17 protein-coding genes are annotated in these 16,054 nt (G+C 34.5%); 10 read left to right on the forward strand and 7 right to left on the reverse strand.

Annotated features, from left to right (window positions below; translation table 11 throughout):
• Window positions 1-309: 309 nt before the first annotated feature.
• Window positions 310-942 carry a hypothetical protein gene (locus tag QZU83_RS07855; protein WP_295611057.1) on the reverse strand — a complete coding sequence of 211 codons (633 nt, stop codon included), beginning with the start codon at window positions 940-942 and terminating at the stop codon, window positions 310-312.
• Window positions 943-1,483: 541 nt separating this feature from the next.
• Here QZU83_RS07855 and top6B point away from each other — a divergent pair.
• The 5 genes from top6B (at window position 1,484) to QZU83_RS07880 (ending at window position 6,813) form a co-directional block, all read left to right on the forward strand.
• Window positions 1,484-3,172, forward strand: a complete 1,689-nt coding sequence (gene top6B / locus QZU83_RS07860) for a DNA topoisomerase VI subunit B (RefSeq protein ID WP_295611082.1) — start codon at window positions 1,484-1,486, stop codon at window positions 3,170-3,172.
• A 9-nt stretch (window positions 3,173-3,181) separates the two neighbouring features.
• The gene (locus tag QZU83_RS07865) at window positions 3,182-4,279 is read left to right on the forward strand and encodes a DNA topoisomerase IV subunit A (protein WP_295611059.1); all 1,098 of its coding nucleotides are present in this window, start codon (window positions 3,182-3,184) and stop codon (window positions 4,277-4,279) included.
• A 102-nt stretch (window positions 4,280-4,381) separates the two neighbouring features.
• Window positions 4,382-4,654: a metal-sensing transcriptional repressor gene (locus QZU83_RS07870; protein ID WP_295611060.1), complete on the forward strand. Its 273-nt coding sequence runs from the start codon at window positions 4,382-4,384 to the stop codon at window positions 4,652-4,654.
• Between the two features lie 59 nt (window positions 4,655-4,713).
• Window positions 4,714-6,579, forward strand: a complete 1,866-nt coding sequence (locus QZU83_RS07875) for a cation-translocating P-type ATPase (protein WP_295611062.1) — start codon at window positions 4,714-4,716, stop codon at window positions 6,577-6,579.
• Between the two features lie 30 nt (window positions 6,580-6,609).
• Window positions 6,610-6,813: a heavy-metal-associated domain-containing protein gene (locus tag QZU83_RS07880; RefSeq protein WP_295611063.1), complete on the forward strand. Its 204-nt coding sequence runs from the start codon at window positions 6,610-6,612 to the stop codon at window positions 6,811-6,813.
• 4 nt (window positions 6,814-6,817) lie between these two features.
• On the opposite strand, the gene QZU83_RS07885 is transcribed toward QZU83_RS07880, so the two are convergent.
• Complete coding sequence (locus QZU83_RS07885) at window positions 6,818-7,606, reverse strand: alpha/beta fold hydrolase (RefSeq protein WP_295611065.1); 789 nt, start codon at window positions 7,604-7,606, stop codon at window positions 6,818-6,820.
• A gap of 80 nt (window positions 7,607-7,686) precedes the next feature.
• On the opposite strand from QZU83_RS07885, the gene QZU83_RS07890 reads away from it, so the two are divergent.
• From QZU83_RS07890 to QZU83_RS07905, 4 genes are all read left to right on the forward strand, one after another.
• On the forward strand, window positions 7,687-7,860 hold the full coding sequence (locus QZU83_RS07890; protein WP_295611067.1) for a hypothetical protein: 174 nt from the start codon (window positions 7,687-7,689) through the stop codon (window positions 7,858-7,860).
• Between the two features lie 170 nt (window positions 7,861-8,030).
• Window positions 8,031-8,525 carry a hypothetical protein gene (locus QZU83_RS07895; protein WP_295611068.1) on the forward strand — a complete coding sequence of 165 codons (495 nt, stop codon included), beginning with the start codon at window positions 8,031-8,033 and terminating at the stop codon, window positions 8,523-8,525.
• Window positions 8,526-8,789: 264 nt separating this feature from the next.
• Window positions 8,790-9,806, forward strand: a complete 1,017-nt coding sequence (locus QZU83_RS07900) for a phosphorylating glyceraldehyde-3-phosphate dehydrogenase (RefSeq protein WP_295611070.1) — start codon at window positions 8,790-8,792, stop codon at window positions 9,804-9,806.
• A gap of 32 nt (window positions 9,807-9,838) precedes the next feature.
• Window positions 9,839-10,675, forward strand: coding sequence for a TIM barrel protein (locus QZU83_RS07905; protein ID WP_295611071.1), 837 nt, complete (start codon window positions 9,839-9,841; stop codon window positions 10,673-10,675).
• An 8-nt stretch (window positions 10,676-10,683) separates the two neighbouring features.
• Here QZU83_RS07905 and QZU83_RS07910 read toward each other — a convergent pair whose 3' ends face one another.
• Together QZU83_RS07910 and QZU83_RS07915 are read right to left on the reverse strand one after the other, a co-directional pair.
• Window positions 10,684-11,196, reverse strand: a complete 513-nt coding sequence (locus QZU83_RS07910; protein ID WP_295611073.1) for a DUF2116 family Zn-ribbon domain-containing protein — start codon at window positions 11,194-11,196, stop codon at window positions 10,684-10,686.
• Window positions 11,197-11,247: 51 nt separating this feature from the next.
• A complete protein-coding gene (locus QZU83_RS07915; protein ID WP_295611074.1) occupies window positions 11,248-12,321 on the reverse strand; it encodes a metallophosphoesterase in 1,074 nt (357 codons plus the stop codon).
• A gap of 91 nt (window positions 12,322-12,412) precedes the next feature.
• On the opposite strand from QZU83_RS07915, the gene QZU83_RS07920 reads away from it, so the two are divergent.
• Window positions 12,413-13,537, forward strand: coding sequence for an AAA family ATPase (locus tag QZU83_RS07920; RefSeq protein ID WP_295611076.1), 1,125 nt, complete (start codon window positions 12,413-12,415; stop codon window positions 13,535-13,537).
• Window positions 13,538-13,554: 17 nt separating this feature from the next.
• Here the strand turns inward: QZU83_RS07920 and hemA are convergent, their stop codons facing one another.
• Genes hemA through QZU83_RS07935 form a run of 3 tightly spaced genes read right to left on the reverse strand, consistent with a single transcriptional unit; the run spans window position 13,555 to window position 15,849 of the window.
• Window positions 13,555-14,748 carry a glutamyl-tRNA reductase gene (gene hemA / locus QZU83_RS07925; protein ID WP_295611077.1) on the reverse strand — a complete coding sequence of 398 codons (1,194 nt, stop codon included), beginning with the start codon at window positions 14,746-14,748 and terminating at the stop codon, window positions 13,555-13,557.
• On the reverse strand, window positions 14,745-15,365 hold the full coding sequence (locus QZU83_RS07930; RefSeq protein ID WP_295611079.1) for a bifunctional precorrin-2 dehydrogenase/sirohydrochlorin ferrochelatase: 621 nt from the start codon (window positions 15,363-15,365) through the stop codon (window positions 14,745-14,747). The genes hemA and QZU83_RS07930 overlap by 4 nt, the downstream gene beginning before the upstream one ends.
• Window position 15,366: 1 nt before the next feature.
• Entirely contained in the window at window positions 15,367-15,849 is a 483-nt protein-coding gene (locus tag QZU83_RS07935; protein ID WP_295611080.1) for a methanogenesis marker 9 domain-containing protein, read from the reverse strand.
• Between the last annotated feature and the right edge of the window lie 205 nt (window positions 15,850-16,054).

Consider the following 16,054-nt stretch of genomic DNA (forward strand, 5'->3'; position numbering starts at 1 on the left):
GTGGGACTACGGGAATAGCCTAGAAAACGCCAAATAAACAAGTGGCACAAAAAAACAAATCTAGGAATCCTCGACTTCTACAAAGTCGAGGTAGTTCAATCTGTAAATGCATACCAATTTGTCATCCGGTCAGGATGGACAATGACCCCCATTTTTGAATAAAGTTTATTCAATATGTCAATACGAGTTACAACATCAGGCTGATTAATCATTTCTCTAGCTTTCCTACGATTTTCAGAAGAAATCGATTCAGCCTTACTATAACCCGCATCACGGGAAACGTAAACAGGATTCTTTCTACAATCAGAATTATTCATTTAAATCTACCCTCATCAATTTTATATTTTCAAACTCATTATTTAAATAATTTAACAAGAAAATCCCATAATCTCTATCTACATTATCAATAACAAGATAACCTTTTTCTAATTCAACATTAGTTTCACGTAAATAAGATTCAAAGGATTTATCCGCATTTTTACGAATATTTTCAATGACATCCTTGTCAAAAATTATTTCTTTTGATTCTAAAATCCATAGCTCATTTTTTGTAGATATTATCTCATATTCTTCAAATTCATTGCCCAACATTTCAAAATTTTTACCAGAAGGAGGAGAATAATATTCATGAGGATGATTATGTATAGATGCAATATGCATTCCTTTCAAACAATCCGAATAAATTACTGCACTTACTTCATCCGGTTCATAATCTGAAAAATTACAGGAAACAATATTACCGGTATGAATATCAAAATAGATTAGACATTCACATTCTAAATCGTAAGTTTTCCTTCGAAACATATCTGCAGTTTTAATTGCTTTTTGAGAAAATTCTTTAGGTAAATTCTCTTTAGTTATTGGAGAAATATCCCAGTTAATTGGGAGGTGACGATATCTTTCAAATTCCTTATCAGTTATTTTTACTTCAAAGGGAATCAAAAATCCTCCTCGATTATCTCTTAACAATTCCTTATGGGATTTGATAAAACTGTCGAGGTGAAGTTTGTGTATAATATTGTTAATACTATTTTTCGAAACCATGAATAATCAATATGTTATTCAAATTATTTATACTGCACAGTTTCAAAAAAGAACAATTTTACATTCTGAAAACAATTTTTTAATGCCAGACAACTTTTTATTTAAATTGAAAAATATGGCATTTCCAATCCCAAAATCATAATCAAATAAATATTACATCTTAAAATCAATTTTAATAAAAGAAAGCTATAAAAATTATGACAAATAGAGTAAAACCTTATATACTTTAACCCACATATATAGATAACATAGTGTAAATACTATATTTTCTACATGTTTTTTAATTATTATTTTACCATATATTTAAACAAGGTAGTTAGGGTAGGGTATAAATATTACTCATCAAATGCTCTCTCATTTAATTTAAATATAGTCATGATAATAAAATTAAACATACTTATTATAAGGAGGAAAAATTTTGGCACAAGACGAACAACAGATGGGACTTGACTGGGAAGAGGATTTTCAAAGATTAACCCCGTCACAGTTCTTTAGAAAGAACAAGCAAATGCTTGGATTTACAGGTAAAATTCGTTCTTTAACTATTGTTTTTCACGAACTGATTACAAACAGTTTTGATGCATGTGAAGAAGCTGGAATCTTACCTGATATTGATATTGAATTAAAACGTGTCGATAAAGAACATTATATCTTAAGACATAAGGATAATGGGCCAGGTATTCCTGAAGATTATGTAATGCAAGTATACTGTATGATGTTTGCAGGATCAAAATTCAGAAACATCCAATCCAGAGGACAACAGGGTTTAGGTTGTAGTGGATGTGTGCTTTTATCACAAATGACCACCGGTAAACCAGCCCGTGTAATTTCATGCTATAAAGAAGGCGATGAAATTAAGGGAGTCAAAATGAAATTCCAAATGGATGTAGAAAACAACCGTGGAATTTTAATGGAAAGAGAGGATTATCCTGCCGAACAGACCGGTGTTTGTATTGAATTGCAATTTAAAGATGTTTCATATTCCCTTGCCGAACAGGGTGCATTTGAATACATCAGAAGAACCATGATTGGAAACCCACATGCAAAAATTACATTCAGAGACCCTACAGGACACAAATACATCTTTAAAAGAGCTGCAGATGTCGTTCCTGTCCAGCCAAAAGAAGTATTGCCTCACCCTAAAGGTGTAAGTGCTGATGACTTAATGACCATGGCTAAAAATACAGACAGTAGAAGATATAAAAGTATGATGACTTCATCAATGTCAAGGATGTCCAACAAAAGGGTGGATGAAATTGCCCAGCTTACCGGAATTGACATGAACAAACGTCCAAAAGACATGACTTTCCAGGAAGCAGAAGCGATTGTACAGTGCTTTAAGAAAATGAAATTCATGGCTCCTCCAACAGACGGACTCATACCTATCGGTTCTGAACAGATTGAAAAAGGTATGAAACAAATCCTTAAACCTGAATTTGTAGCTACAATTACAAGAAAGCCTGTCACATATGCGGGTGGTGTTTCATTCATTATTGAAGCAGGACTTGCTTACGGTGGAGATGCAGGAAGAGTTGTAAAAGAGCAAAGAAAATCAGAAATCATGAGATTTGCTAACAGAGTTCCATTGACATTTGATGCAGGAAGCTGTGCAATAACAGAAGCGCTTAAAAGTATTGACTGGAAACGTTACGGCCTCAGGGACATGGACAACACTCCATTAACTTTATTTGTAAACATCATCTCAACACAGGTGCCTTACCTTTCAACAGGTAAACAAAGTGTTTCACCTGAACCTGAAATTGTTCACGAAATAAGACAATCAACCATGAAATTAGCCCGTAAATTGCAAAAACACCTTAGGGCTAAAAGGGCAGCTAAAGAAAAAGAAAAACGTTCAAAAGTATTTGAAGAATATGTGCCAGTAATTATCGAAGAAGCTGCAAAACTTGGTGAAACAGGAGTTCCTGAATATCAGGACATTTTAGTGAAAGTAACCAAAAGAGCTCTTGCGGAGCTGCTTGGTGAGAAAGTGGAAGAAGAAGAGGAAGAAGAATACGATGCACTCATCATGGAAGAAGTTGATGAATTTGGACGCACCGTTGAAGACAGCGATTCAACATTAGATAACTTCTTTGACGATGATGTAGAAGACGGTTTTGAGGATTAGGTGATTTAGATGGCGGACAAACCAAAAAGTGGAAAAACCCATAAGGAAGAAATGAAAGAATACACCTATAATAAACTTAAAGGATTAGGTCAGGAAATTATCGAAGATATTGAACAAAATAAAGTTCCTAGTCTTAAAATTCCATCAAGAGGTACTGGAAACATTGTTTACGATGACGCTAAAAGATACTATGTATTAGGTGACAGATACGGTAGAAGATCCTTAGGTAATGTTAAACAAATCAGAAAATTAGGTCAAATGGTTTATGTCGGTAACTTCTGTAAAGATTTAGTTGCAAGAGAAAAAACCGCTACCATCAGGGAAATGTATTATGTTTCCGAAGGTTGGGGAATAAGTTTTAAAACACAACAGGAATCCAACATTGTTGGAGAAGATTTGGAAGTTAAATTAGGAGTTACCCGTGAAGATTTAGGATTAATGCCTGAAGAAGACGGAGCATCAGTTTACGGAGACATCACACTTTTAGATGAAGTGGAACTTAATGCTGCAAATGTAGGAAAATCCGGTTATACAATCTCACCAACAATAGATCAGGTTGAGTTTTTAGACCATAACGTGGATAAAGTACTGGCTGTGGAAACCATGGGAATGTTCCACAGGTTAGTGCAGGAAAATGCACACAAAAGATTCAATACATTGATTGTTGGACTTAAAGGACAGGCAGCACGTGCTACAAGAAGATTCCTTAAAAGAGTTAACACAGAACTTGATTTGCCAGTATACATCTGTAACGACGGAGACCCTTGGGGATTCCACATTGCACAGGTAATTATTTCCGGAAGTGCAAAATTAGCTCACGTTAATGATAAACTTGCAACTCCAGATGCAAAATTCATTGGAGTAACAGCATCTGACATTATCAATTACGATTTACCTACTGATAAACTCAAAGATGTTGACGTCATGAGATTGAAAGAGCTTTCCAAAGACCCAAGGTATAAAACTGATTTCTGGCAAACTGAAATTAAAAAGATGCTTAAAATCGGTAAAAAAGCAGAACAGCAATCTTTCTCAAAATATGGGCTTGAATACGTAGTAGATGAGTATTTCCCAGCTAAATTTGAGGAAATGGAAAATCAAGCATAGACTTGAACTTTTCCTCCTTCTTTTTTTATTTTTTTTGAACTTAAACAAAACATTTATATACTAATTTTAATATATACCCCCATAGGTATAGGAGTTGTTATTGTGAAAGAATGTATGGACAGTGAAAATTTACATAGAAGATTAAAAAAAATTATAGGTCAGATAAATGCAATAGACCGTATGATTGATGAAGATATTCCCTGTGAACAGATATTAATGCAAGTGAATGCATCAAAATCAGCATTACATAAAGTTGGACATATTATCGTTGAAGGACATCTTGAACACTGTGTAAAACAGGCTATTAAAGAAGAAGATGCCGATGAAGCAATAAGCGACATTTCATCAATTCTGGAATATTACTCTAGAATTTAATTTTTTTTAAAATAACTTTATATACCATAAGGGGTATACCTATACTGGAGGTTGATATAATGCATCTTAAAAGAAACCAAATAACAGACATCCAGCTTATAATAATATCTGCAATAAGTTTAATTGCAAGTTTCAGCCTATCCCTTGATTACATTTCATGGATTGCAGTCCTGTTGTGCGGAATACCAATCTTTAAGGAATGTATAGAAGGACTAATAAAAGAATTTGACATAAAAGCAGATTTGCTTGTCTCAATTGCCATAATTGCATCAGTCATTATTGGCGAAGTATTTGCAGCAGGTGAAATTGCAACAATAATTGCCATCGGTGGATTTTTAGAAGAATACACCGTGTCAAAAACCCAAGGAAGAATTGAAGAACTTATAAAAATGACCCCTCAGGTTGCAACAAGAATTAAAAATAATATTGAAGAAAAAATATCTGTCGAAAATGTACAAGTCGGAGATATCCTGAAAGTGCTTCCTGGAGAAAGCATACCTACAGATGGAATAATCATTAATGGTGAAACTTCAATAGATCAATCTGCCATTACCGGAGAATCTCTGCCAGTTGACAAAACCGTCAATGAGGAGGTATACAGCGGAACAATCAATCTTTATGGATCATTTATGATGAGAACAACAAAAATCAGCCAAGACAGTTCTCTTCAAAAGCTAATAAAATTGGTGGAATCCTCAAAACCTGAAAATTCAAAAATAGTTAGAACTGCAGATGCATGGGCAACACTAATTGTTGTAATCGCTTTTACAGCAGCAGTATTGACCTATTTATTTACCTTTGAAATTACTCGATCAGTTACAATTCTAGTAGTGTTCTGCCCATGCGCATTAGTTCTGGCAACACCAACTGCAATTATGGCATCAATTGGAAATTTGACCCGAAGCGGAATTTTGGTAAAAGATGGAGAATCCCTTGAGGAAATGGGTAGAATAAGTGAAATGGTATTCGATAAAACCGGAACATTAACATACGGAACACCAAAAGTTGTCGATGTCATTTCAGATGACCCGAAGGAGATGATGTATCTTCTTGCGTCCCTTGAATCAAAATCAGAACATCCTTTGGCAAAGGCAATCGTGAAATATTACAACAGTAACGATTTGGCAGATGTTGATGGATTTAAAATGCATATCGGAAATGGAGTTAGCGGAAAAATCGGCGATTCAAAAATAATTGCAGGCACTAAAAAACTCCTAGAAGAAGAAAACATAACTCTAAAAAACAGTAAAGAACCTCAAAACGGTGAAATTGCAATATATGTAGTTAAAGATCGTAAGGTTATCGGACAGGTACATCTTGCAGATACAATACGTGAAACCTCCAAAGAAACCGTATCCAATCTGAAACGTCTAAGAATTAAAACAACATTACTTACAGGAGATAATGAAAAAACAGCAAAATTCATTGCAGAGCAGGCGAAAATCAGAAATGTTAAATCCAACTGTTTGCCTGAAGATAAAACTGAATACATCAAAAATGAACAGACACTTGGGCATAAAGTTGCGATGATTGGTGATGGAATAAACGATGCTCCTTCACTTAGAAAAGCCAATGTTGGAATCGCTATGGGAGATATTGGCAGTGATGTTAGTGTTGAAGCGGCAAATATCGCTTTAATTAATGGCAATATAGAAGATTTACCTCATTTAATTAGCATAGCCAGAAAGACAATACGAGTCATTAATGTCAGCATCGCTTTTGCATTAACATTGAACATCATAGCAATGGCGTTAGCTATTCTAGGAATCATAAATCCGATTGAAGGGGCATTGATTCACAATATCGGGTCAGTTATTGTAATAATATATGCATCAACCCTAGCCAACTTTAAAAATTCCAAAAAAGACTGCAGACAATCCGAAAAGTTAGGCATAACTAAAACTATAAATAAACAGATGACATAATATTAACTATCGATAATAAGGTGATTTATTATGGCAGAAAAAGAAATTAAAGTAGTGGGCATGCACTGCCCATCATGTGTTAAAGCTGTTGAATTATGCCTATCAGATGTTGACGGTATCGAAGAAGCTAAAGCAGATTTAGATACTGGAATAACCACAATCACAATGTCTGGTGACGTAAGTGATGCAGACATTAACGAAGCCGTTGAAGAAGCAGGATTCAAAGTAGAATAGAATCCTACTCATCTTTTCTTTTTTTATAGAAATTTTTCAATATATTTAATATTTCCTCATTATTTTTTCCAACAAGCAGATTATGCCGTGCATTATCAAAAATTATCATTTTTGAGCCTTTAATTTTTTCTTGCATACCTTTTTGAATATACGGCGGAATTATTTCATCATATTTACCTGACAAAATTAATGTAGGGACGGTGATTTGAGATAATTTATCCTCCACATCAAATGCCAAACCGGCGTCAACCGCCTTAATGAAAGCTTCAACATTGGCATTTTTAGATGATATTTCCCTTAAAAATTCAAGTTCTTCCCTATTTTCTTCAATAACATCTGGGCACAGTACTTTTGGCAAAATAAAGTCATAAAAATCCTTAAAGCCATTATTTAATCTGCTTTTAAATTGATTAAGGATTTGTGTTAAATAGTCATCAGCCTTGGCAAAACTTGACATCACCACAAGGGAACATACCATTTCAGGATGCCTGATTGCAAAATCAAGTGCTATTGCTCCACCTAAGGAAAATCCTATAAGATTAACCTTGTCAACATTTAACTCATTTAAAAGACCAATCAAATCATCTACATACAAATCAACACTTATTTCATCGCTTCCCAATTCAGATTCACCATGCCCCCTCAAATCAACCCTAATAATTTGATAATTATCCTTAAGATTACTGGCTAACAATTCCCAATACAATAAGCTATCAGAAAGACCATGAATGAAAAGCAACGGCTCGCCATTTCCTTCAACTTTGTAATTCATGATATTCTTTTTACATGCCATTAAAAATAACATTAACGATTAACATTCGAAAATCAAAATATGCAGTCTAAAATTCTTTGATATATATCCTAAGTTTGAAATTGGCTCCGATTGTATTAACGTTGCCGTTAATGTTAAACAGGACCCTGGGAATGGAATGGAAATGTGATGCTTTTGATTTGATAGACAGCAACATCAAGCATTTTCATAAGATGCCTGCTGCAAACAACCATGTTGAATATATCTCCTTTGAGTTTATTTTTCAAAATAACTAATTTTAATTACTTTAATTAGTCTAAAACGATGCAAGTGAGCATTTACATTCGAAAAACTTTATATACTTGGCTTTTCATACAATTAATTGTCTTTCAGAAGCGATTTGGAAAAAACAAATTCGCTTCTATGGTTAAAAAATAAAAATTTAAAAATATATGAGGTGACAACAATGAACATTAAAAAAATATTCTTTGCAATGATTGTAACAGCACTACTGATTGGCAGTGCATGTGCTGTGAACATGAATGAATTTAAAGTAAACGGATATAACAACTCATATGAATCTGACTACAGCTCAGCATATGTGAACAACAACGGAGATTCAAGAGTCTCAATTTACAAAAACACTGAAGCCGTATATTACCAAGAATATGACGACGACGGCTACTACGAATATGACGACGATTACGTGGTCCAAACCAGCGGCACTGTATACAACGGAATTCAAGACGACATGCAAATTACCAAAAATGCAGACAACACCGCAACATTCACAGACTACGATGACGCACAACACGGAGTCATAGAAGTCGTAGAATTCGGCGGCCAACAATACACAGTCATATTCTGGGCCAAAGACATGAGCAACATTAACAACACCGATTTAATGTCCAAATTAACACAATTCAATGCAGATAATGGAATTGCTCCAGTAGCATTCTAAATTATCTACATTACTTTTTTTTATTATTTTTTTACAATTTCAATTATTTTAAGAATACCACACATACCTACCAAAAAACACCCTCAAAAACCTGAAACCCCCAACGTTAATGTAAAACCGACATCATCAAATCATCAACATCAAACAAATCCTGTTCATCTTTTGAAATGGAAATAATCAAAAAATTATATCAAATTTTAAATAAGTTAAAAAACAAATTCAATACCATATAATTTTAATTATATAAACAAAAAAGGGATTGAAATGAAAACTGTTGCTATTAATGGTTATGGAACCATCGGTAAAAGAGTGGCTGATGCAGTAGCTGCTCAAGATGACATGAAAGTAGTTGGTGTAAGTAAAACTAGACCAAACTACGAAGCAAGAACTGCAGTTGAAGAAAAAGGCTATCCGTTATACATTGGAATTCCAGAAAGGGAACAATTATTTAAAGATGCTGGAATTGAAATAGCAGGTACTGTTGAAGACATGATTCAGGAAGCAGATGTTGTAGTTGACTGTACACCGGGAAGTATCGGACCTCAAAACCTTGAAATGTATAAAAAAGCTGGCGTGAAAGCAATTTATCAAGGTGGAGAAGACCACGACCTAACAGGCCTTTCATTTAATGCTATTTCAAATTACAATGACTCCTTTGGTGCAGATTATACCAGAGTCGTTTCATGTAACACTACAGGATTAACCCGTACATTATTTACAATTGATGCTATTGCAGACATTAAAAAGGTAAGGGCAGTAATGGTCAGAAGAGGATCAGACCCATCTGAAATTAAAAAAGGTCCAATTAATGCAATTGTACCGAACCCTCCAAAAGTGCCATCTCACCACGGTCCTGATGTAAAAACCGTAATGAAAGGCATTGACGTTACTACAATGGCATTGCTCGTGCCAACCACATTGATGCACCAACACAACATTATGGTTGAAATCAACAATGATGTTGAAACTGCAGACATTGTTGAAGCTTTAGAAAAACGTTCCAGAGTCCTTGTTGTTTCTGCAGAAGAAGGATTAGGCTCCACTGCTGAGTTAATGGAATATGCCAAAGAACTTGGAAGAAGTAGAAATGACTTATACGAAATTCCGGTCTGGAGAGAATCCATTAATGTTGTAGACAATGAACTGTTCTACATGCAGGCAGTGCATCAGGAATCTGACGTAATTCCAGAAAACATCGATGCAATTCGTGCACTTTTAGAAATGGAAAGTGACAACGAAAAATCAATTGCAAAAACCAACAAAGCTATGGGAATATACTAAATTCCCTTTTTACTATTTTTTTACTGATTTAAATGAAAAACAAGGTACTTTTTGGACCTGCAGGAAGTCCCGTTAATTACAAAGGTGCAGCATATAAAGCTCCAAAATTTATTTCGGAGGAAGGTTTGAACTCATATGAATACCAATCCCCGTATGGAGTAAGAATTGGTGAAAAAGCTGCAACAACACTTAAGGAAGAATCTGAAAAGCACGATATTTTAATATCCATGCACGGTCCTTACTATATCAATTTATGTGCAAAAGAAGATGAAAAACTTGAAAAAAGCATTGGCCATTTAATTTCCACCGCACGCGCAGGGGAATGGATGGGAGCTTACAGATTGGTATTCCACCCTGGAGCCTACCTGAATAGAAAACCTGAAAAGGCAATGGAAATATCAAAAAATACGATTAACAGATTATTTGAAGAACTTGAAGCGGAAGGCATCGAGGAATTTACCTTTGCTCCCGAAACAACAGGTAAAAGAACACAATTAGGTAATGTTTCTGAAGTGGTGGAACTATGCGCTTCATTTGACCATTTTGAACCTACAATTGATTTTGCCCATGTCCATGCAAGAGGAAGAGGATTTTTAACAAAAAAAGAAGATTACAATTGTATTTTTTCAACAATTGAAGATAATTTGGATATAGACATGCTCCATTGTCACTTTACAACAATAGAATATGGCAATGGCGGTGAAGTGAAACATCACACACTGGATGAAAGCGATGAATACGGTCCCGACATCAAGGATCTGCTAGCCAATCTAATCGACAACGGATGGAATGCAAACATTATTTGTGAAACTCCGCAAAGAGATCTGGATGCTTTAATAATGAAGGAAACCTACGAAAACATGCTTTAAACATCTAATCAATAATCTTTTACAGAATCAATCAGATCATCCATATCATCAAATAAAGCGTTTATATCTTCAGTATCCTCTCTATTTGAACTCATGTGAATAATCAGTTCATTTATTAAATCTTCCATTTTATCAATGAATGTCTGCAAGGTCACTAATTTATTGTTAAGTTCCTTTTCAACGAACGGACTTTCATTGATATCCATTTCAGCCATCTTTTTTGCAATGCTGACCTGTGTAGAAAATAAGTTATTTGATTTTGTAATTGAAGAGGTGAATCTCTCGTAAGCCATATGGTTGGGATCGAATTGTTTTTCAACCAGTTCCTGGGCTTTGGATTGCTTAATATTATATTCATCTTCTAATTCAGCGATTTTATTTTCGTATTCTGATGGGACTTTGGTTACTTTAGGCTTCTGTCTGTAAATTGGTTTTCCACATTCAGAACAGAAATTCTGGTCAAAATCTATCCTGGCCCCACAATAAATACAAAAATGATTGTGATCATCTTCAATTACCATAATGTATTATTTAAACATTTTATTTAATAAACCCTATCCTTTTTGAGTGAATCATTTTTTTCTTAATTTTAAAATCACCAGTTCAGAATCGGTTCCCCACCTCATTGGAGTGTCCATTGACCCCACACCCGTTGTGACATGCAGGTATTTGCCCAAATCGTTTTTAAACAATCCCATATTATATTTAAACAATATCCATGAAAAATTCACAACAGGATAAAATTGCCCTCCATGAGTATGACCTGACAACTGAACATCAAAACCCAAACTGCTGAATTCCTCCCAATTATACGGAACATGATAAACTAGAATATTTACAAGATTAGGATTGATTTTGGATTTCAATTCATCTGCTGTTGGTGTTTCGATTTCATCAAAGCTATAAGTCAAACCATAGATATTTAAATTCTTGAATTCCAAGCAGTCATTATCCAGAACAATCACACCCGCATTTTTGCAGGCCCCAACTACATTATCAATTCCCATATAGAAATCATGATTTCCGGGGGTGAAAACAATCGGCATCCCAACTTCCTTAAATTCCATGAAATCATCTTCCTCAACAATTGATGAACCGTCGGCCAAATCACCGGAAATTATTGCAATGTCACAGTCATCTTCAAGTTCCTTAAGCTTGGATGAAATCTGATGAATAATTTCACGGTGACGCACAGAACCAAAATGAACATCAGAGAGATGGACAATGTTAATGTCCCGAGTCAGATTATCCAATTCAAGAACTTTTTCATTGACTGTTAACTTATGGGCCTTATAGAAATTATAAACTCCTAAAACTGGAACAAGAGCCAGCAGAAGATAAATTAAAATATCCGGAATGTGAATAAACATGCGAAGAAAATAGATTATTGCCAAATCCATAACAAACATTAACGATGCCCACATGCAAACGCCGTCAATTTTTGACACCGTCCTCCAAAAAACTGTTGATTTTTTGGCTTCAAAAAACATTGGAAATAAATGAAATGAGCCAATTAAAATAGCCAATATAATTAGATATGCTTCATTAACATCCCCAATCAATAAAAAGATATATTTCAGCAGGAAAAACAGAAAAATCATATAAAATGGAATGCTTATCAATACTCGTCGGGTTCTGAAACTCATGAATGTACCTCTAGAAATAGTATATCGCATCAAGTATTTAAATAATTAAAACAAATGTTAGTGTATAACAAAAAATAGTGGAGGTGAATTTTTGAAAAGTGACAATAAAAAGCCTGAAATTAAAACAAACAATCAAAAACCGGTATTAATTGAAAATGAAAATAAGGAGTATGCTGAATGTGTAGTGTTATGCCCTGCCGGTTATCCGTTTGAATTCAGTTTAATGGAAGATGATTTTGAAATTAAAAACCATAAACTATTTGAAGAATATGCCCGTGAGCAATGGTTAGGCTTAGTTGTACGCGAAAATTCACATTTATTTGACCAGAAAATCATGCCAGATTACGGTTTTAAAATTATAAGTGCAAAACCGAACAACTCAATCATAACTGAAAAAACAAAAATTAAACTAATTACTGATGAGATTGATGCGAAAAAGGACAATACATTAATCAAATCAAATTATCACCTCAATGATATTGTAGGACAAACAAATGCAAAAAATAAAGTCAAGGTCATAACAAAATATCTGGAAGACCCCGAAAGTTTCGGACCTTGGGCTCCTAAAAATATTTTGTTTTACGGACTTCCAGGTACCGGTAAAACCATGCTTGTCAAAGCTCTTGCCAACGAACTTGAAGTTCCTTTGCATCTAATCAAGGCAACCTCACTGATTGGAGACCATGTTGGAGATGGTGCATCCAAAATTCATGACCTGTTTAAAAAAGCCAGCGAAAATTCACCATCAATAATATTCATTGATGAAATTGACGCAATTGCGCTTCACAGATCATTTCAATCATTAAGAGGGGACGTTTCTGAAATTGTAAACTCACTTTTAACTGAAATGGACGGAATTTCCGAACATGAAGCTGTGATAACAATAGGTGCTACAAACAATCCAACCAGTTTAGATTATGCTGTAAGAAGCAGATTCGAAGAAGAAATTGAATTCAAATTGCCTGATGATGAAGAAAGGTTGGCAATTTTAGAAAACAATCTGAAAACCATGCCTATGGAATATGATTTGGATTTGGATAGAATCGTCAAGCTTACAAAAGGGTCATCCGGAAGAGACATTAAAGAAAAAATCCTTAAAACTGCTCTTCACAATGCAATAGCTAACGACAGCGACATAATCACAATGAAAAATATTGATTATGCAATTGAAACAAGCAAAATTAAAAACAGTGATGTTAAAGGAATGTTTGAATAACAAACATCCTTCTAATTTTATTTAAAAATATACTCAGCAGCTTCGATTATTTCCACATCTTCCTCTTTTGCCGCTTTTTTTACTTTTTTAGAAATATCGAAAAATATCTTATTGACAATGGAATTTGTTAAATTATCTAAAATTTTTACACTGCCATCTACATCAGCCAACTTAACAGCAGCTTTTTGAGTTTCACGTTGTCTTATCTCTTCCATAGATGCTCTTAAACTACCAAGAACATCATCAACTTCCATTATTTTAAAGGATTCTTTAAGTAAAATGAACTCTTCATCGATGATATTTTCAGCTTCACCAAATTCCTTAATTCTGAGTTTGGTATTGATGTCAGCAATTTCCCTCAAATCATCAATATTGAATAATTTAACACCCAAATCGACAACATCTTCTGAAATGTCACGAGGATTTGCAATATCAACCATCATTAGCTCATCATAAGTCCTGTCAATGCCCAATAAACGTTCCTTGTTAATTATGCTGTGAGGAGCACTGGTTGCACTGATTACCAAATCAGCCTCTGCCAAATACCTTTCAAGGTCATTGAAGAGAATTGCTTCACCGCCCAAATCTTTAGCTAGTTCAACAGCAACGTAATACGTACGGTTTGCAACAAAAATAGCATTTAAATCCTTCTCGGCAAGCGCCTTTGCAACCAAACGACCCATCTTTCCGGCACCAATAACAAGAACAGATTTGTCATCCAAACTTCCCATGTGCTTTTCTGCAAGGTCGATTGCAGCCGAACCGATAGAAACAGATCCTTTGTTAATGTTAGTCTTATTTCTTACAACCTGACCAACATGAACCGCCTTTGTAAAAACGGCATCAAGAACACGGCCGCAGTGATGATTTTTTGAAGCCTTGTGTTTTGCATCCTTAACCTGACCCAAAATCTGGTCTTCGCCAACAATCATTGACTCGAGACCAGAAGTCATACGCAACAAGTGCATAACGGCTGACTGACCATGTTCAATCACAATGCTCTGATTTTCATGAGACAGCAGTTCATCATCCTCCAAAATATAATCATTATGAATATAATACTCTTTTCTGTTACATGTGGAAATTTCAACATATTCCCCGATTGAATATTTTTCCTGTAATCTCCAAAATAATTCATCAATGTCTTTTGAAATGTTTTCCATTGACTGTATGTCAGCAATTTTGTGGTCGACTCTTAAATTAAGTATCACTCTAATCCCCTTATCAAATTATCAATATAATCTTTCGCTTCGTCAATCTGGTTGTTTTTAATTAAATCCTTAATTTTTTCATCTTCAAAAATCTCATAAAGGCACTTTTTCCTATCCTTTTGATCTTTAACTGATTTCTTTAAACTGGAACGTGCATAATCCTGAAGTTCAATTTCTAAAATATCCTCTTCAGAAATGATTGACTGGATTTTTTTCCTCAGTTGACGAGCCATTAACGGACTTTTTCCATTTGTAAAAATAGATATTTCAATTTCCCCAATATTGAAGCTTGTAGGAACAATAATATTTCCCTTATCTGGAAAATCAGCGCGATTCAGCAACTTGTCATTTGCAATTTTTGAAACATGATTGGACAAATCCTCATCACCACTTGCAACAACGACTAAATCGCTCCATTGAACCAATTCATCAATTTGGCGAGTGGAACACAAAACAGCCCCCTTATCTTCCAACTCTTTAGATAAATTAGTTCCGGCCAATTTTACATTGGCCCCATGGTCTAAAAATTTATTTGCTCTTCTGGTTGCTACTTCACCTGTGCCCAATATAAAGACATTTAAATCGGAAGTTTTAAAATAAAGTGAAGTCCAATCCATTTTAATCAGAATTTTCAAGAGATCTTGCATGTAGCACTTTTACAGCAGCTCTTAAATCATTATTACAGTCAGTTAAAACATTCATGGCTTCGAGTTTTGATACATGGAATGTTTCAGCCAATGCTTCGGCTCTTTCATCTGGATTAGGTTTTTGAACACCGACCAATCTTTCAGACAATTCTTTTTTCAGGTCCAAATATTCCTCATGACTCATGCCCATATTTCTTAAAGTCATATCCCTTAATGGACATGGTTTTGATGGTTTGCAACACCAAACAAGTGAACCAAAGCAAGTTCCGGCCCCTTCACCTAACCTAGTTTCTTTTCCAAATTGAATTTTAATATCCACAAATTCCTGTGGAGTCAAATTAACCTGCTGTAAAGCATTTAATACTGGGCATGGTTTTACTGGAGGACAACAAAAAGCGAGTCCCCTTATGTCTCCACCCCTACAAATATGAGATGGTGCATCTTCCCAAGTCATGATAAACCTCCAAAATAATATAATTCATTTCTATCATTCGATAAATATAAAATAATAATATAATTTATTTAAATTATAAATATATAATCTTTTGTATAGGAAAAAATGACTCTTTCAAAAACTTTGTTGATTTAAAATTTTTAGATGATTTTAGTTTTAAATTTTTAATTCCATTTAAAAATAGTTAAATTTAATAAAGAGTTGG

It is taken from the genome of uncultured Methanobrevibacter sp., from assembly GCF_902771435.1.
Taxonomy (GTDB): domain Archaea; phylum Methanobacteriota; class Methanobacteria; order Methanobacteriales; family Methanobacteriaceae; genus Methanocatella.